This window comes from Bacillus sp. THAF10 (assembly GCF_009363695.1).
In the GTDB taxonomy this organism is placed as follows: domain Bacteria; phylum Bacillota; class Bacilli; order Bacillales; family Bacillaceae_I; genus Sutcliffiella_A.
In genome coordinates, this window is the sequence record NZ_CP045403.1 from 161,110 (window position 1) to 177,652 (window position 16,543).

Sequence of the window (16,543 nt, forward strand, 5' to 3'; positions counted from 1 at the left end):
ATAACTTTGGCACAAGTACAATATTACGGTACAGGTCGTCGTAAAAGCTCCGTTGCACGTGTACGTCTAGTTCCTGGAAACGGACAAATCGTAATCAACGACCGTGAAATCGAAAACTATATTCCATTCGAAGCGCTACGTAACGTAGTGAAACAACCATTGGCAGTTACGGAAACAGAAGGTAACTACGATGTATTAGTAAACGTAAATGGTGGAGGATACACTGGTCAAGCTGGTGCAATCCGTCACGGTATCGCTCGTGCGTTACTACAAGCTGATCCTGAGTTCCGTGCTTCTTTAAAGCGTGCTGGTCTATTGACTCGTGACGCGCGTATGAAAGAGCGTAAAAAATACGGACTTAAGGGCGCTCGTCGTGCACCTCAGTTCTCAAAACGTTAATAAACCTTATATATCAAAGGTTAGCCCTCTTTGCTCTAATGGAGCAGGGAGGGTTTTTTTATATTCAAATTAAGAATAGAATCCCCTCTAAAATACCCCTAGCTAAAATTTTCATATTATAGGGTGTTTGTCTGTATTTGCTTGCTACAATGAAGCTATAGTAATAATATGTAATGATTAAGGGGATCACTTATGCTGTGGGCCCCCTATAAAGAATATTATTTGTTGCAAGTAGTCATTTTGGAGATAATGCTAATTCATTACTTTACAAAATCAAGACTCTCTCTCGGCTACTATTTTTTCCTGCTAATTTGCAAAGGTTCTACCTGAAGTGGAAGACCTTTTTCGACACTGCCAATTCCACACAATGGAACAAAACTAGTTGTCCCAGGCACGAGTAAATCGTCAATTTCAACGACATTATTTTCCAGTCCTCTAAATCTACCTATAAAAATACCTGCACTTTCTTCGCCGAAAAATGTTATGCCGATTGTATCACCGCAACGAAAGCGGCTTAAAATAGTTTTTGCTAGCCCTTTCACACAGCAGTTACAGATAGTCAATTCTTTACTATCATGAGAACTATTGTTTCTATAGTAAGTCTTATTATTCATAAATATTCACCCCCTAATTTCAAGATATATTATTATATGAGGAGGCATTAATAATGTATAGATTATTATCATAGTGATAGTTAAATTTATGATATAAATGATAGATTATTTAATAGATTTTATCCCTTTGTAATGGAAAAGGTTATTGCAGTTCTATTGTTCTTTGCATACACGTATGAATTGTTTCTAAATCGTATAGTGAATCGACATATGACTTTGCAGGATTATTAACGAGAATTGGTCAACCTTTTGTAAAAGATTTGTTTTCGCAAACTTTGTTACAACTGTGGATATTTAAGACTTCTAAGAACAACGTTGCTGTCGTCTCTTTTCTTGGAGGTAGTTTTAAACATGTGGCAATTTTTCTTGATTGGAAAAAGTCATAAAGACAACTTTTTCCAGGTTTTTGCAATAATCTTTTAGAAAAGGGCTTTGTTAAAGGTGTCTGAGTATATATCCAGAAGGGTATAGGAATGATTTTTGAAAAGGGCTTGCGTGAAAATTAATGAAAATGCATTTCCGTCTGGCAGAAGAAAAGGAACGCGCCGTCATTTTGCCTTTGTCGAAATAAAAAGGAGCGATCAAACGGATGAAAAACTTGAAGCTGATTTACCTTAGTGCAATAACAGAATCGGTGAAGCATCAAATTTGGGACATTCTCTGCGAAGTGGACAGTGAGTTCTTTCCTCCCTTGTCTTCACGAGAGTTGTCTGTTAAAAGTCAGTTGCTACCACGAAAAGTAACTACAGATGTGAAGCCACATGCTTATTTTGAAGAAATGATCAAACAGGACTTTATTGTTGCGTTTAACGAGGACAGTGAGGAAGTTGCGGGCTTTATGACCTTTATGCATGGCTACCAATGTGAGGAACTTGCCAATTTAAAAACGAAAAGCAATTATGTTACTACAGTTTGTGTGCCAAAAAGCTATAGAGGAAACGGGATCACGAAAGAGTTTTACCGCTATATTCTTGATGGAAACTTGCCTGCCCACAAACAAGAAAAATTCCTTACCACGAGAACATGGTCTACGAATCATAGCCATTTGTCGATTCTCCATCAGTTTGGCTTTGAAACAGTGACCAAACTCGATCATCATCATGGGGAAGGCGTTGATACGCTTTATTTTGCCAAAAAAGTAGCGAGTTTATAACCATCCAAGCCATTTTCTTACTTGGAAAAACGTACTCATTCTTTCTGCGCATGAAAGGCTTCCCCCATTAGGAAACTAAGGGAGAAAGGGCGTGAAAGAGATGAATGTGGTTACCACCTTCAAGGAGAAGCGCTTAGAAAAGCAAATGAAGTATGAGCGCAAAATGCTCCGTGAGATTTCATTAGAAGTATTACGCAATAAGGTGAAGGAATTCTTCTCCCCTTATTTAAAAAATAAACGTCAACAGGTGAGCGTTATAGAAGAAGGCTCCCTGGATGTTGCGATTGAGGCATATTTACTAGGTGCATCCTATAGTAAGTTTGGCTATCACGGTGAAACAGTGGAAAAAGTAAAAACTCGCTGTCATATAGAAGAAAAATACTTAGTTGATACGCTATATAATTATTTTCTCTACTGGGGCTTGATCCCAGAAAATGACCTGGCACATGAGTCCTTTTTTATGACATGTGAAGCATTTACCGATTACTGGTGGCGTGAAGGCTTCCAAAAGGGCGAAAAAAGATACCGAATGCGCCTGCACTAATTATCATAATCCCTCCCCTTGTCCCATATAGTGTAAGGAATGGACATGCGGGAGGGATATTTTTTATGCGAAGGTGGAAATTTTGGGGCTTCTTAACAATAATCCTTGCAATGACAGCGATATTTCAGTATCAGCTGTTTTCGGAAGATACATGGGAACAATGGAATTTGCCACTAAGCGGAAAAATAATCATCCTTGATCCGGGGCATGGCGGACCTGATGGTGGAGCGGTTGGAGGAGATGTTTTAGAAAAGGATGTTGCCCTTCAGGTGTCCCTTTTTGTAAGAGACTACCTTCAAGAGCAAGGCGCGTTAGTATTAATGACTCGTGAGGAGGACAAGGACCTTGCAGATCCTGCCACGAAAGGCTACAGTCGCAGAAAAGTAGAGGATCTACGAAAACGTATCGAGATGATAAACGAATCGGATGGAGATTTATTTATCAGTGTTCATTTAAACGCCATTCCATCTCCGCGCTGGAGGGGGGCGCAAACCTTTTATCATCGAAGCAAGCATGAGGATAATGCACGTTTGGCCAAGTTCATTCAAGAGGAGTTCAGAGGGAATTTGGAGAACACCGATCGGTATGCCAAACCAATGAACAGTTTGTTTATCTTAAAGAACGCAGACATACCAGGTGCTCTCGTTGAGGTTGGATTTCTTTCTAACCCTGCTGAAAGGAGCCTTTTAAACACGGAGGAATACCAAAAGTCTATCGCAGCATCGATCTACAACGGAATTATGCGCCATTATACGGAGGAAGGCGAACTTCCCGATCCTCCTCAATAACCTTCCTATAATAGGGAGGTTTGTTCGGTTTTATGTTATACTGATATTGTAAACGAATACATTATATATTTTGAATAATAGATAAAGGTGGGGGTCATTTTGTTAACAGAAGCAAAGGTATTACAGCTATTAAAAGATCTGCACGATCCGTTTTTACATAAAACATTTGAAGAAACAAACGCAGTTCAGGAAATTTCGATAAAAGAAGAAAAAAACCACGTCAGCGTGAAGGTCGCGCTTGCGAAAACTGGCACGGCTGAACAGATGCAACTACAAAGCACGATTGTGAACCTGTTAAAGGAGGCAGGTGCTGCAACTGTGGGCTTGCGTTTTACAGAGCTACCACAAGAAGTGATCGAACGCTTTGGAGCGGCAGCACCGAAGGAAGAAGAAACGCTTTTATCTAGCAACAAAACGACATTCCTTGCTATTGCAAGTGGAAAAGGCGGAGTAGGGAAATCAACGGTATCGGTTAACCTTGCTGTTTCCTTAGCAAGGCTTGGCAAAAAAGTAGGCTTAATTGATGCGGATATTTACGGCTTCAGTGTTCCGGATATGATGGGGATTACGAAGAGACCTGTTGTTCGCGGCGAGAAAATTATTCCCGTAGAACGCTTTGGTGTACAGGTCATTTCAATGGGCTTTTTTGTAGAGGATAACTCCCCTGTTATTTGGAGAGGACCGATGCTTGGGAAAATGCTTAACAGCTTCTTTAACGAAGTAGAGTGGGGCGATCTCGATTATCTCTTACTGGACCTGCCACCAGGAACAGGAGATGTGGCACTAGATGTGCATTCTATGCTGCCTTCCTGTAAGGAGCTAATTGTCACTACACCACACCCAACAGCAGCTTTTGTTGCTGCAAGAGCAGGGGCAATGGCTATCAGAACAGATCATGAAGTGATTGGTGTTATTGAAAACATGGCCTATTTTGAAAGCAAGCTAACTGGCGAAAAAGAATACGTTTTTGGAAAAGGCGGAGGGGAAAAGCTTGCTGAAGAGCTGCAAACCCCGTTACTCGGGAAGCTACCTTTGCAGCAGCCAGATTGGAACGACGAGGACTTTGCGCCATCAGTCTATCAAGCAGACCATGATTTAGGGAAAATCTATCAGCAGATAGCAACTAAGGTTGTAGAATTAACATAAAAAAAAGCAGGCCATCGACATTTGATGTGCCTGCTTTTCTTTTTATGCTCCACCTTCTCCACCAGATCCTTCTTGTCCACCTTCTGAACCACCGCCGCCGCCACCGGACTCACCGCCACCTTGACCGCCGCCTTGTCCTCCTTGCATTTCAGCAGCGCCCTTTAACAGTAAATCCTGTAGTTTTGCCTTAAATAACGGACTTTCAAAGGTCTCTGTAATGACTTTTTGAAGATGCTTTTTATACTCCTGACTGCTCATGACAGTAATCATTTGCTTTTCCATCTCAGGGTCTTTCAAAATCTGCACCATCATCCCTTGGTATTCCGGATCTTTCATAAGCTCCTTCAACAGCTTTTCATGTTCCTTTTGCATACTTTTAGCAAAGGTTTCAGCAAATTTCGGATCCTCAAACGCCTTTTTCCAAAACTCTGCGCCTTTTTTGCTGTCTAGGGTTTGCTCAATGGACTTTGTGACCACCTCTTGATCAAGGACAAAATTAGCCTTCATCTTATCATCAGCCATTATTTCTTCAATGGCTTTCTTTCCATCATCCGTTTTTAATATATCAACAACCATTTTCTTGGTTTCTTCATAATCCATTTGTCCGCCTTTTTCGCCCTGTGCACATCCAGTGAGCAACAGGAAAAGAAGGAGAAGCGGTATTGTAACTTTTTTCATCAAAAATAACTCCTTCCAACAGGTTTGCATACGTTTAATATGTGACAAAGTTAAGGAAATATACAAATTTACGAGTGCCCTAATATGGATTTTTACCGGCTGGATTGGTACAATCAGTAATAGTGTCTTTAATCTGTCATAATGGAGGAAAAGAAACAGTGAACAGTCGTAATTGGGTTCGATTATTTCTTTCCACGTTACTAGTCGGAGCAGTAAGTACGGTTATTGTTGCGTTTATAGTTCGTTGGGATCAACATATTACAGAATTCGCAAATGGAGAATACTTGGATTTCTTCTCAGTTATTGCTTGGTATATCGGTGTTGGCTTGATCTTTAGTATCATTAGTCAAATGGGTTTCTTCGCATACCTCACCATTCATCGCTTCGGACTTGGTATCTTCAAATCGCTTTGGAGCGCGGTGCAAATGGTTCTTATTATTTTTGTTCTGTTTGATTTAGTCTACTTCCGCTACATTGCATTTGCCAATGACGGCGACTCCTTGTTGCCGTACTTTGCTTACCCTGTATTTCTGTTACTATACGGATTGCTAGTAGCCTACGTTAAGAGCGCACAAACCAATAAACACGCCTTTGTGCCAGCCCTTTTCTTTATGGTAGTCGTGACAACGGTGGAATGGTTTCCGGTGCTTCGTGAAAACCAACCAGAATGGCTCTTGTTCATGCTGTTCCCACTGCTCGCATGTAACTCCTATCAACTCTTGTTATTACACAGACTGAATAAAAGCTCTGCAGCAAAATAGAAAAAGGCGCTTCACCTTTAGTGGTGAGAAGCGCCTTTTTCTATTGAATTTCCTTGCTTTTCGCTTTTGTATTGTTAATGAGCTCCGTTACACTGCTAATTTCATACCCCTTGCTTTTAATGTACTGGAGGATATCTGGCAAGGCTTCACTTGTTTGCTTAGCCGAATCAGAAGCATGCAACAGCACAATATCTCCATTACTCAGCTTGCTTGTGACGTTCTCCACGATGATGTCCTTTCCAGGATTAATCAAATCATGAGAATCTACACTCCAATGCACCACTGTAAATCCAAGGGAGTTGGCGATTTCCAATACTCTTTTATCAAAAGCCCCTTTTGGCGGACGGAGCAAGGAAACTTTTTGAATGCCAAGCTTATTAAACACATCCACCGCGCGTAAAATATCTCGTTTAACCTTTAAGTCCTCTAAATCCCGGTAATTCTCGTACGTATATCCCATGCTCCCAATTTCATGCCCATCCTCCACAATCCGCTTGACGATATCCGGATGTCTTTCTGCCCAGGACGCAGAGAGGAAAAAAGTGACCCCTTTCACGCCGTTATTCTTTAGCAAATCAAGAATAGGCACGGCTTTTTCATCTCCCCAGCTAATATCAAAGGAGAGAGCAACCTCTTTATTATTTCCCTCGCCTTTATAAATTGCCCTTGGGCCGTCCTTTGTTGAAAACACTGGCATGTTTGAAAAATTCTCAATATATAAGATACCTGCAGTAAAGAATGCCACTAAAATAATGATGGAATAGTGCTTAAGCTTTTTTCCATTTATCACATAAAAACCATTCATACTTTGCCTCCTTGTCCACAGTCTCTACTTTCATAAATATTCTAAAGGACAAATCTTATGCAAAAAATATTTAGGGAAATGTTTCATAAATTGAACTTTGGTGGAAAAACTACATTATAAAGTAATGTTTAGAGGTGAAGAAATGTTAGGAATGCTTTTAAATAACAAGGAAGTAAAAGAAATGGAATACCTTCTCAAAAGAGAGTTGGAGGAGCTGCTCCACGACTTTGAGGATCAACGTATAGACAGAGTAGTAAAGCACGCAATGGAGGAACGCTATCAAATCCTATATAAAATGTTCACCCGTATCGCACCTCCCACCGAATGCATGAAATATATTCGTTCTAAAGCAGTGTATAGAGAGAAAGAATCCTATTGAACCGTAGCGAATCATCGCTACGGTTTTCCTATGAAAAAAAGTTTAAAAAATAAATGAAAAAAACAGTTGACGGAAAAAGAAACTGCATGGTATATTATTATTCGTCGCTGCAAGACACACAACAATTTGCAGTCGAAAAAATAAAAAAACATGTTGACATTGAACGCGTCAATGTGGTAAATTAGAAAAGTCGCTTCTGAGCGATTTTGAAAACAAAATGCTCTTTGAAAACTAAACAAAACAACAGCGTCCACGTTGACCTTACGGGGTTAACATGAACGAATTTAAGTAACAAGCTAGCAACAAATTTTGAGCAACAGCTCAAACTCTTTATTGGAGAGTTTGATCCTGGCTCAGGACGAACGCTGGCGGCGTGCCTAATACATGCAAGTCGAGCGAACTTCTTAAAAGCTTGCTTTTATAGAAGTTAGCGGCGGACGGGTGAGTAACACGTGGGCAACCTGCCTGTAAGACTGGGATAACTTCGGGAAACCGGAGCTAATACCGGATAATACAAGAAACCTCCTGGTTTCTTGTTGAAAGATGGTTTCGGCTATCACTTACAGATGGGCCCGCGGCGCATTAGCTAGTTGGTGAGGTAACGGCTCACCAAGGCGACGATGCGTAGCCGACCTGAGAGGGTGATCGGCCACACTGGGACTGAGACACGGCCCAGACTCCTACGGGAGGCAGCAGTAGGGAATCTTCCACAATGGACGAAAGTCTGATGGAGCAACGCCGCGTGAGCGATGAAGGCCTTCGGGTCGTAAAGCTCTGTTGTTAGGGAAGAACAAGTGCGAGAGTAACTGCTCGCACCTTGACGGTACCTAACCAGAAAGCCACGGCTAACTACGTGCCAGCAGCCGCGGTAATACGTAGGTGGCAAGCGTTGTCCGGAATTATTGGGCGTAAAGCGCGCGCAGGCGGTTTCTTAAGTCTGATGTGAAAGCCCACGGCTCAACCGTGGAGGGTCATTGGAAACTGGGGAACTTGAGTGCAGAAGAGGAGAGTGGAATTCCACGTGTAGCGGTGAAATGCGTAGAGATGTGGAGGAACACCAGTGGCGAAGGCGACTCTCTGGTCTGTAACTGACGCTGAGGCGCGAAAGCGTGGGGAGCAAACAGGATTAGATACCCTGGTAGTCCACGCCGTAAACGATGAGTGCTAAGTGTTAGAGGGTTTCCGCCCTTTAGTGCTGCAGCTAACGCATTAAGCACTCCGCCTGGGGAGTACGGTCGCAAGACTGAAACTCAAAGGAATTGACGGGGGCCCGCACAAGCGGTGGAGCATGTGGTTTAATTCGAAGCAACGCGAAGAACCTTACCAGGTCTTGACATCCTCTGACCACTCTAGAGATAGAGCCTTCCCCTTCGGGGGACAGAGTGACAGGTGGTGCATGGTTGTCGTCAGCTCGTGTCGTGAGATGTTGGGTTAAGTCCCGCAACGAGCGCAACCCTTGATCTTAGTTGCCAGCATTCAGTTGGGCACTCTAAGGTGACTGCCGGTGACAAACCGGAGGAAGGTGGGGATGACGTCAAATCATCATGCCCCTTATGACCTGGGCTACACACGTGCTACAATGGACGGTACAAAGGGCAGCAAAACCGCGAGGTCGAGCCAATCCCATAAAACCGTTCTCAGTTCGGATTGCAGGCTGCAACTCGCCTGCATGAAGCCGGAATCGCTAGTAATCGCGGATCAGCATGCCGCGGTGAATACGTTCCCGGGCCTTGTACACACCGCCCGTCACACCACGAGAGTTTGTAACACCCGAAGTCGGTGGGGTAACCTTTTGGAGCCAGCCGCCTAAGGTGGGACAGATGATTGGGGTGAAGTCGTAACAAGGTAGCCGTATCGGAAGGTGCGGCTGGATCACCTCCTTTCTAAGGATAAAGACGCTTGTTGTTTTGTTTAGTTTTGAGAGAGCATTCTCTCTATTATGAATGGCAAATCTGTCGATTTGTCTCATTTGTTCCTTGAAAACTAGATAATGTAACTAATATCAAGATATTCACAAAATATCGTTCATCTTAGTAATTTTCTAATAGATATCATCGCTGATATCGACACAGACCAATTTTGGTCAACGGTTAAGTTATTAAGGGCGCACGGTGGATGCCTTGGCACTAGGAGCTGATGAAGGACGGGACTAACACCGATATGCTTCGGGGAGCTGTAAGTAAGCGTTGATCCGGAGATTTCCGAATGGGGAAACCCACTGCTCGTAATGGAGCAGTATCCTTATCTGAATACATAGGGTATGGAAGGCAGACCCGGGGAACTGAAACATCTTAGTACCCGGAGGAAGAGAAAGCAAATGCGATTTCCTGAGTAGCGGCGAGCGAAACGGAATTAGCCCAAACCAAGAGGCTTGCCTCTTGGGGTTGTAGGACACTCAACATGGAGTTACAAAGGAACGGGGTAGATGAAGCGACCTGGAAAGGTCCGTCATAGAAGGTAAAAACCCTGTAGTTGAAACTTCGTTCCCTCCTGAGTGGATCCTGAGTACGGCGGGACACGAGAAATCCCGTCGGAAGCAGGGAGGACCATCTCCCAAGGCTAAATACTCCCTAGTGACCGATAGTGAACCAGTACCGTGAGGGAAAGGTGAAAAGCACCCCGGAAGGGGAGTGAAATAGATCCTGAAACCGTGTGCCTACAAGTAGTTAGAGCCCGTTAATGGGTGATAGCGTGCCTTTTGTAGAATGAACCGGCGAGTTACGATCCCGTGCAAGGTTAAGTCGAAGAGACGGAGCCGTAGCGAAAGCGAGTCTGAATAGGGCGCATGAGTACGTGGTCGTAGACCCGAAACCAGGTGATCTACCCATGTCCAGGGTGAAGTTCAGGTAACACTGAATGGAGGCCCGAACCGACTCACGTTGAAAAGTGAGCGGATGAGGTGTGGGTAGGGGTGAAATGCCAATCGAACCTGGAGATAGCTGGTTCTCTCCGAAATAGCTTTAGGGCTAGCCTCATGTAGTAAGAGTCTTGGAGGTAGAGCACTGATTGGACTAGGGGTCCTCATCGGATTACCGAATTCAGTCAAACTCCGAATGCCAAAGACTTATCCATGGGAGTCAGACTGCGAGTGATAAGATCCGTAGTCAAGAGGGAAACAGCCCAGACCGCCAGCTAAGGTCCCCAAGTATACGTTAAGTGGAAAAGGATGTGGAGTTGCTTAGACAACCAGGATGTTGGCTTAGAAGCAGCCACCATTTAAAGAGTGCGTAATAGCTCACTGGTCGAGTGACTCTGCGCCGAAAATGTACCGGGGCTAAACGTATCACCGAAGCTGCGGACTGTTCTTACGAACAGTGGTAGGAGAGCGTTCTAAGGGCGTTGAAGCTAGACCGGAAGGACTGGTGGAGCGCTTAGAAGTGAGAATGCCGGTATGAGTAGCGAAAGAAGGGTGAGAATCCCTTCCACCGAATGCCTAAGGTTTCCTGAGGAAGGCTCGTCCGCTCAGGGTTAGTCGGGACCTAAGCCGAGGCCGAAAGGCGTAGGCGATGGATAACAGGTTGATATTCCTGTACCACCTCCACTCCGTTTGAGCAACGGGGGGACGCAGAAGGATAGGGTAAGCGCGCTGTTGGATATGCGCGTCTAAGCAGTAAGGCTGAGAAGTAGGCAAATCCGCTTCTCCTATAAGGCTGAGCTGTGATAGCGAGGGAAATATAGTACCGAAGTTCCTGATTTCACACTGCCAAGAAAAGCCTCTAGCGAGGAGTGAGGTGCCCGTACCGCAAACCGACACAGGTAGGCGAGGAGAGAATCCTAAGGTGAGCGAGAGAACTCTGGTTAAGGAACTCGGCAAAATGACCCCGTAACTTCGGGAGAAGGGGTGCTCTGTTAGGGTGTTAAAGCCCGAGAGAGCCGCAGTGAATAGGCCCAGGCGACTGTTTAGCAAAAACACAGGTCTCTGCGAAGCCGTAAGGCGAAGTATAGGGGCTGACGCCTGCCCGGTGCTGGAAGGTTAAGGGGAGAGGTTAGCGCAAGCGAAGCTTTGAACCGAAGCCCCAGTAAACGGCGGCCGTAACTATAACGGTCCTAAGGTAGCGAAATTCCTTGTCGGGTAAGTTCCGACCCGCACGAAAGGCGTAACGATCTGGGCACTGTCTCAACCAGAGACTCGGTGAAATTATAGTACCTGTGAAGATGCAGGTTACCCGCGACAGGACGGAAAGACCCCGTGGAGCTTTACTGTAGCCTGATATTGAATTTTGGTACAGCTTGTACAGGATAGGTAGGAGCCTTGGAAGCCGGAGCGCTAGCTTCGGTGGAGGCGTCGGTGGGATACTACCCTGGCTGTATTGAAATTCTAACCCGCAGCCCTTATCGGGCTGGGAGACAGTGTCAGGTGGGCAGTTTGACTGGGGCGGTCGCCTCCTAAAGAGTAACGGAGGCGCCCAAAGGTTCCCTCAGAATGGTTGGAAATCATTCGCAGAGTGTAAAGGCACAAGGGAGCTTGACTGCGAGACCTACAAGTCGAGCAGGGACGAAAGTCGGGCTTAGTGATCCGGTGGTTCCGCATGGAAGGGCCATCGCTCAACGGATAAAAGCTACCCCGGGGATAACAGGCTTATCTCCCCCAAGAGTCCACATCGACGGGGAGGTTTGGCACCTCGATGTCGGCTCATCGCATCCTGGGGCTGTAGTCGGTCCCAAGGGTTGGGCTGTTCGCCCATTAAAGCGGTACGCGAGCTGGGTTCAGAACGTCGTGAGACAGTTCGGTCCCTATCCGTCGTGGGCGCAGGAAATTTGAGAGGAGCTGTCCTTAGTACGAGAGGACCGGGATGGACGCACCGCTGGTGTACCAGTTGTCTTGCCAAAGGCATAGCTGGGTAGCTACGTGCGGACGGGATAAGTGCTGAAAGCATCTAAGCATGAAGCCCCCCTCAAGATGAGATTTCCTTTTACTTCGGTAAGTAAGATCCCTGAAAGATGATCAGGTAGATAGGTTCGAGGTGGAAGCGTGGCGACACGTGCAGCTGACGAATACTAATCGATCGAGGACTTAACCCAATATGATTTACATGATGACACGATATGAAAATCTTGATATGAACACATTATCTAGTTTTGAAGGAACAAAAAAGCTTGAAAAACAGCTTGATTTTCCTTTGAAAAACCGTATAATATAATTTGTCTGGTGGCGATAGCGAAGAGGTCACACCCGTTCCCATACCGAACACGGAAGTTAAGCTCTTCAGCGCCGATGGTAGTTGGGGGCTGTCCCCCTGTGAGAGTAGGACGTTGCCAGGCAGATATTATTTTTTTGCCTATTCCACCATAGCTCAGCGGTAGAGCATTCGGCTGTTAACCGAAGGGTCGTAGGTTCGAATCCTACTGGTGGAGCCATTCTTGCTTCCATAGCTCAGTTAGGTAGAGCACTTCCATGGTAAGGAAGAGGTCACCGGTTCGAGCCCGGTTGGAAGCTTAGATAGTAAAAATTGGCCCGTTGGTCAAGCGGTTAAGACACCGCCCTTTCACGGCGGTAACACGGGTTCGAATCCCGTACGGGTCACCAAAACTTTTTCGCGCGAGCGAAAATAGTTATCCTTTTTTCACGCTAGTGAAAATAATTGTCCATTTTTCACATAAGTGAAATATAACGGAGGATTAGCTCAGCTGGGAGAGCACCTGCCTTACAAGCAGGGGGTCGGCGGTTCGATCCCGTCATCCTCCACCATTTTTATCACAAAAAATGAACATTATATACCTTGGAGGGGTAGCGAAGTGGCTAAACGCGGCGGACTGTAAATCCGCTCCTTCGGGTTCGGCAGTTCGAATCTGCCCCCCTCCACCATTTTAACTTCGAAATGATATATTCCGAAGTTTTTGTTTGAAATGATGTATATTCTTTTTAAGAAAAGTTATACTAAGTGAAGTTAGCAAATGGTTTACATAGGGTATGAAATGAAAGTAAGCTCATGCAAACAAAAGTTGTTGCATGAACACATCAATGGGCTATAGCCAAGCGGTAAGGCATCGCACTTTGACTGCGACATGCGTTGGTTCGAATCCAGCTAGCCCAGCCATATGTGCCATTAGCTCAGTCGGTAGAGCATCTGACTTTTAATCAGAGGGTCGAAGGTTCGAGTCCTTCATGGCACACCATTTTTTTTTGTTAAGGGGCCTTAGCTCAGCTGGGAGAGCGCCTGCTTTGCACGCAGGAGGTCAGCGGTTCGATCCCGCTAGGCTCCATTCAAAATTTGAGATAAGTCATAAACTTTCGGGTTTATGGCTTTTTTGTTTTTTCTAAGTGGTGTAGGGGAGTAAGATATGGTCGTGTGGCATGAACTTGGCGTATTTCCGCACGAACTCGATGCATTTTAGCATCAACTCAGGTTGTTTTGGCATCAACTTCACCTATTTTGGAACGAACTCCCCTCTGTTTAAGCTTTTTTAGATGAATTCCTTAACAAAAGTCCCCACTGTTCCAAGCTTTCGAGGGAAAAGGCATCCCTTGTGAGCATTTTTGAGAAGGTTTTTAGCAAATGAGGAAGGCTTTAGAGATAAATAGATGACCTTACGAGCAAAATATGAAATGTTTTGAGATACCGCCTCTCGCTCCTTCTTCCGCTGAAATTTTCCCCGTTTTCCGCCATACCTCATAACCTAAAATCTCCCAGCTAACCCTTGCATATATATTCAAAACCATGTCGAGTTGAGTCATTCTTGGATTTCCCTATACAATAGAGATAGACGAAAAAAGGGGGACATAGGATATGAAAAAGAATATAAGCATTATTGGTGTTCCAATGGATTTAGGACAAACTCGACGCGGAGTCGATATGGGACCAAGCGCCATTCGCTATGCGGGAGTTGTGGAAAGGTTAGAAAATCTAAATCACTCGATAGAAGACCTTGGTGATATTGAAATTGGCAGCAGGGAAAAAACAGCTTCCACCGAAAGTAACCTAAAGAATTTGAAAGCGGTTGCAGAGGCGAGCGAGACGCTAGCCGGGCAAGTAGATAATGTGGTAGGGAAGGGGAACTTTCCTTTAGTTCTTGGAGGCGACCATAGTATTGCGATAGGCACACTTGCGGGACTCGGAAAGCATTATCCGAACATGGGTGTTATTTGGTATGATGCGCATGGAGATTTAAATACAGGAGAAACCTCTCCTTCTGGTAACATCCATGGAATGCCACTGGCTGTTAGCCTAGGTTTAGGAGATCCAACCTTAACGGGTATTGGTGGTTATGAAAATAAAATTAAGGCAGAAAATATTGTTATTATTGGTGCACGCTCTTTAGATGAAGGAGAAAAAGTGCTGATTAAGGAAAAAGGCATTAAAGTATTCACCATGCATGAAATCGATCGTATGGGAATGACAGCGGTAATGGAGGAGGCAATCTCCTATTTAAATGAAAGAGGCGTCGATGGCGTGCATCTATCCCTTGACCTAGATGGGTTGGATCCACATGATGCACCTGGTGTGGGTACACCGGTATTAGGAGGTATTTCATACCGAGAGAGTCATTTGGCGATGGAGATGCTAGAGGAAGCTAATATCTTAACTTCGGCAGAGTTTGTCGAGGTAAACCCAATATTAGATGAGAGAAACAAAACGGCGACCGTAGCTGTTGCGTTAATAGGCTCATTGTTTGGAGAGAAATTACTTTAAACCATAAAAATAACCAGCACTTCTTTTAGGAAGAAGATGCTGGTTTTCGTTGTGTTTGTTGGTACAAGTGCTGATTAATTAAGGAATCCAGGGTGGTGCTTGCATCAATTACTTCTTTTGATAGTAAATGGTTTGTGTGGGATAACCGAATCATCTCTTCTCTTTTTCTTTCAATAGCTTCTTGCAATGTAGTGGATGCGTAGATCCCCATAAACTACACCCCTTTTCGAGACTTCTAGTGGTTTTTACCCTGATTCACCCTTTTTTAAACTAATTTCAGTAAATTTTTGTTAAAATAGTAGAGAGAGAAAAAATAATGATTATTTTAATATTTTTTTTAGGAATATGAAACCTTTCAGGCGAAGGCACGTATTACTAGTCGACCGCCATACAACGGGGGAACGGAATGGAAGAGATAATCAGAAAAAGAATAAAACAGATAAAAAAAGGTGATCAAGACGCGTTTGCGGAGATTGTGGAGCTTTTTAAAGATAAGATTTATCAGTTGGTATACCGGATGATTGGAAACTCCCATGAAGCAGAGGATATTGCACAGGAGGCTTTTATTAGAGCTTATGTAAATATCAATAGCTTTGATGTGAACAGGAAATTTTCTACTTGGTTGTACCGGATCGCAACAAATCTTACCATTGATCGCATTCGCAAGAAGAAGCCGGATTATTATTTAGATGCGGAGGTTGCGGGTACAGAAGGGTTGACCATGTATTCACAAGTAGCGGCAGATGTATCTCTACCAGAGGAAGACGTGGAGAATATGGAGCTGCAGGAGGAAATTCAGCGAAAAATATTGAATTTGCCGGATAAGTACCGTTCTGTGATTGTTCTCAAATACATTGATGAGCTATCACTACTTGAGATTAGTGAGATACTGGAGATCCCGGTTGGTACCGTGAAAACCCGCATACACAGAGGGCGAGAAGCACTTAGGCAGCAGTTGCGCCATGTTTAATTCTGGAGGTGTAATAATTGAAGAAATGTCCGGAACATATCGTCCAGTATATGCATGAATATTTAGATGGTGATTTAGATAAAGAACTTGTACAAGAGTTCAAGACTCATCTCCAAGAATGCAAGGAATGCTATGAGCAGTTTCATGAAATGGAGAAGGCAATAGCCTTGGTACAGAGCACATCTCATATATCAGCACCAAAAGATTTCACGCAAAATGTGATGAATCGCTTACCTAAAGAGAAAAAGACAGTTGGGTGGAAGAGATGGATAAACACGCATCCGATGTTGGTTGCGGCAGCAATTTTCTTTATCTTAATGACAGGAAGCTTGTTTGGCGGCTGGCAGGAGGATAAATTCGCGTTTACTAATCAACCAAATTTGGTAGTTGAAAATAATACCGTCATTGTCCCAAGTGGCGAAGTTGTAGATGGCGATGTGGTTGTGAAAAACGGGAACCTTCGGGTTGAAGGGGAAGTTAGAGGAAATGTGACGGTGATTAATGGAGAAGTAATTCATGGAGAGAATTATCTCGCTTCTGCCGGTCAGGTCACAGGTGAAATTGAAGAGATCAATCAAGTGTTTGAGTGGATTTGGTTTACGATGAAAGATGGCTTTAAAAGCGCGATTGATATTTTTAAAGAATAGGCTTCATAAAGGTGATTGTTGAGTTTTA

The 16,543-nt window shown here is 44.2% G+C and carries 15 protein-coding genes, 8 tRNA genes and 3 rRNA genes; 22 read left to right on the plus strand and 4 right to left on the minus strand.

Annotated features, from left to right (window positions below):
• Positions 1-6: 6 nt before the first annotated feature.
• Entirely contained in the window at positions 7-399 is a 393-nt protein-coding gene (rpsI, locus tag FIU87_RS00895) for a 30S ribosomal protein S9 (protein WP_152442863.1), read from the plus strand.
• Positions 400-692: 293 nt separating this feature from the next.
• Here the strand turns inward: rpsI and FIU87_RS00900 are convergent, their stop codons facing one another.
• Positions 693-1,013 (minus strand): hypothetical protein, encoded by a 321-nt coding sequence (locus FIU87_RS00900; RefSeq protein ID WP_152442864.1) that lies wholly within the window; start codon positions 1,011-1,013, stop codon positions 693-695.
• A gap of 495 nt (positions 1,014-1,508) precedes the next feature.
• Between FIU87_RS00900 and FIU87_RS21500 the strand changes: the two genes are divergently transcribed.
• The 5 genes from FIU87_RS21500 to FIU87_RS00920 all read left to right on the plus strand — a co-directional run bounded on the left by FIU87_RS21500 (position 1,509) and on the right by FIU87_RS00920 (position 4,644).
• On the plus strand, positions 1,509-1,631 hold the full coding sequence (locus FIU87_RS21500) for a hypothetical protein (protein WP_301538647.1): 123 nt from the start codon (positions 1,509-1,511) through the stop codon (positions 1,629-1,631).
• Positions 1,603-2,166, plus strand: coding sequence for a GNAT family N-acetyltransferase (locus FIU87_RS00905; RefSeq protein WP_152442865.1), 564 nt, complete (start codon positions 1,603-1,605; stop codon positions 2,164-2,166). Before FIU87_RS21500 ends, FIU87_RS00905 begins: the two co-directional genes overlap by 29 nt.
• Before the next feature lie 100 nt (positions 2,167-2,266).
• Positions 2,267-2,710: a YbaK family protein gene (locus tag FIU87_RS00910; RefSeq protein WP_152446358.1), complete on the plus strand. Its 444-nt coding sequence runs from the start codon at positions 2,267-2,269 to the stop codon at positions 2,708-2,710.
• Positions 2,711-2,775: 65 nt separating this feature from the next.
• The gene (gene cwlD / locus FIU87_RS00915) at positions 2,776-3,498 is read left to right on the plus strand and encodes an N-acetylmuramoyl-L-alanine amidase CwlD (RefSeq protein WP_152442866.1); all 723 of its coding nucleotides are present in this window, start codon (positions 2,776-2,778) and stop codon (positions 3,496-3,498) included.
• Between the two features lie 99 nt (positions 3,499-3,597).
• Positions 3,598-4,644 (plus strand): Mrp/NBP35 family ATP-binding protein, encoded by a 1,047-nt coding sequence (locus FIU87_RS00920; RefSeq protein ID WP_152442867.1) that lies wholly within the window; start codon positions 3,598-3,600, stop codon positions 4,642-4,644.
• A gap of 42 nt (positions 4,645-4,686) precedes the next feature.
• Here the strand turns inward: FIU87_RS00920 and gerD are convergent, their stop codons facing one another.
• A complete protein-coding gene (gerD, locus tag FIU87_RS00925) occupies positions 4,687-5,322 on the minus strand; it encodes a spore germination lipoprotein GerD (protein WP_152442868.1) in 636 nt (211 codons plus the stop codon).
• 158 nt (positions 5,323-5,480) lie between these two features.
• On the opposite strand from gerD, the gene FIU87_RS00930 reads away from it, so the two are divergent.
• A complete protein-coding gene (locus FIU87_RS00930; protein WP_152442869.1) occupies positions 5,481-6,083 on the plus strand; it encodes a KinB-signaling pathway activation protein in 603 nt (200 codons plus the stop codon).
• A 40-nt stretch (positions 6,084-6,123) separates the two neighbouring features.
• On the opposite strand, the gene pdaB is transcribed toward FIU87_RS00930, so the two are convergent.
• Positions 6,124-6,888, minus strand: coding sequence for a polysaccharide deacetylase family sporulation protein PdaB (pdaB, locus tag FIU87_RS00935; RefSeq protein ID WP_152442870.1), 765 nt, complete (start codon positions 6,886-6,888; stop codon positions 6,124-6,126).
• Positions 6,889-7,030: 142 nt separating this feature from the next.
• Between pdaB and FIU87_RS00940 the strand changes: the two genes are divergently transcribed.
• The 13 genes from FIU87_RS00940 (at position 7,031) to rocF (ending at position 14,898) form a co-directional block, all read left to right on the plus strand.
• The gene (locus tag FIU87_RS00940; RefSeq protein WP_152442871.1) at positions 7,031-7,267 is read left to right on the plus strand and encodes a hypothetical protein; all 237 of its coding nucleotides are present in this window, start codon (positions 7,031-7,033) and stop codon (positions 7,265-7,267) included.
• 330 nt (positions 7,268-7,597) lie between these two features.
• Positions 7,598-9,150, plus strand: a 16S ribosomal RNA gene (locus FIU87_RS00945).
• Between the two features lie 205 nt (positions 9,151-9,355).
• Positions 9,356-12,289, plus strand: a 23S ribosomal RNA gene (locus tag FIU87_RS00950).
• Positions 12,290-12,412: 123 nt separating this feature from the next.
• A 5S ribosomal RNA gene (gene rrf / locus FIU87_RS00955) occupies positions 12,413-12,529 on the plus strand.
• The 16S, 23S and 5S rRNA genes sit together here with 8 tRNA genes alongside, the layout of an rRNA operon.
• Before the next feature lie 21 nt (positions 12,530-12,550).
• Positions 12,551-12,625: transfer RNA gene (locus tag FIU87_RS00960), tRNA-Asn, on the plus strand.
• A gap of 5 nt (positions 12,626-12,630) precedes the next feature.
• Positions 12,631-12,704, plus strand: a tRNA-Thr gene (locus tag FIU87_RS00965).
• A 15-nt stretch (positions 12,705-12,719) separates the two neighbouring features.
• A tRNA-Glu gene (locus FIU87_RS00970) sits at positions 12,720-12,794 on the plus strand.
• An 86-nt stretch (positions 12,795-12,880) separates the two neighbouring features.
• Positions 12,881-12,956, plus strand: a tRNA-Val gene (locus FIU87_RS00975).
• Positions 12,957-12,989: 33 nt separating this feature from the next.
• A tRNA-Tyr gene (locus FIU87_RS00980) sits at positions 12,990-13,073 on the plus strand.
• A 157-nt stretch (positions 13,074-13,230) separates the two neighbouring features.
• Positions 13,231-13,305, plus strand: a tRNA-Gln gene (locus FIU87_RS00985).
• A gap of 3 nt (positions 13,306-13,308) precedes the next feature.
• Positions 13,309-13,384: transfer RNA gene (locus tag FIU87_RS00990), tRNA-Lys, on the plus strand.
• Between the two features lie 14 nt (positions 13,385-13,398).
• Positions 13,399-13,471, plus strand: a tRNA-Ala gene (locus FIU87_RS00995).
• 524 nt (positions 13,472-13,995) lie between these two features.
• Complete coding sequence (gene rocF, locus FIU87_RS01000) at positions 13,996-14,898, plus strand: arginase (protein ID WP_152442872.1); 903 nt, start codon at positions 13,996-13,998, stop codon at positions 14,896-14,898.
• 25 nt (positions 14,899-14,923) lie between these two features.
• On the opposite strand, the gene FIU87_RS01005 is transcribed toward rocF, so the two are convergent.
• Positions 14,924-15,109 (minus strand): aspartyl-phosphate phosphatase Spo0E family protein, encoded by a 186-nt coding sequence (locus FIU87_RS01005; RefSeq protein WP_152442873.1) that lies wholly within the window; start codon positions 15,107-15,109, stop codon positions 14,924-14,926.
• 195 nt (positions 15,110-15,304) lie between these two features.
• Here FIU87_RS01005 and sigW point away from each other — a divergent pair, with 195 nt between their 5' ends.
• Both sigW and FIU87_RS01015 read left to right on the plus strand, forming a co-directional pair.
• On the plus strand, positions 15,305-15,868 hold the full coding sequence (gene sigW, locus FIU87_RS01010; protein WP_152442874.1) for an RNA polymerase sigma factor SigW: 564 nt from the start codon (positions 15,305-15,307) through the stop codon (positions 15,866-15,868).
• 17 nt (positions 15,869-15,885) lie between these two features.
• Positions 15,886-16,515, plus strand: a complete 630-nt coding sequence (locus tag FIU87_RS01015) for an anti-sigma factor family protein (RefSeq protein ID WP_152442875.1) — start codon at positions 15,886-15,888, stop codon at positions 16,513-16,515.
• Positions 16,516-16,543: the final 28 nt, after the last annotated feature.

What these genes read in the sequence shown, in the direction of transcription:
- FIU87_RS00910 (WP_152446358.1), top strand. Translation starts at nt 2,267, where the DNA reads ATGAATGTGGTTACCACCTTCAAGGAGAAGCGCTTAGAAAAGCAAATG.
- cwlD (WP_152442866.1), top strand. Translation starts at nt 2,776, where the DNA reads ATGCGAAGGTGGAAATTTTGGGGCTTCTTAACAATAATCCTTGCAATG.
- sigW (WP_152442874.1), top strand. Translation starts at nt 15,305, where the DNA reads ATGGAAGAGATAATCAGAAAAAGAATAAAACAGATAAAAAAAGGTGAT.
- FIU87_RS00940 (WP_152442871.1), top strand. Translation starts at nt 7,031, where the DNA reads ATGTTAGGAATGCTTTTAAATAACAAGGAAGTAAAAGAAATGGAATAC.
- FIU87_RS01005 (WP_152442873.1), bottom strand. Translation starts at nt 15,109, where the DNA reads ATGGGGATCTACGCATCCACTACATTGCAAGAAGCTATTGAAAGAAAA.
- rocF (WP_152442872.1), top strand. Translation starts at nt 13,996, where the DNA reads ATGAAAAAGAATATAAGCATTATTGGTGTTCCAATGGATTTAGGACAA.
- FIU87_RS00900 (WP_152442864.1), bottom strand. Translation starts at nt 1,013, where the DNA reads ATGAATAATAAGACTTACTATAGAAACAATAGTTCTCATGATAGTAAA.
- FIU87_RS00905 (WP_152442865.1), top strand. Translation starts at nt 1,603, where the DNA reads ATGAAAAACTTGAAGCTGATTTACCTTAGTGCAATAACAGAATCGGTG.
- gerD (WP_152442868.1), bottom strand. Translation starts at nt 5,322, where the DNA reads ATGAAAAAAGTTACAATACCGCTTCTCCTTCTTTTCCTGTTGCTCACT.
- pdaB (WP_152442870.1), bottom strand. Translation starts at nt 6,888, where the DNA reads ATGAATGGTTTTTATGTGATAAATGGAAAAAAGCTTAAGCACTATTCC.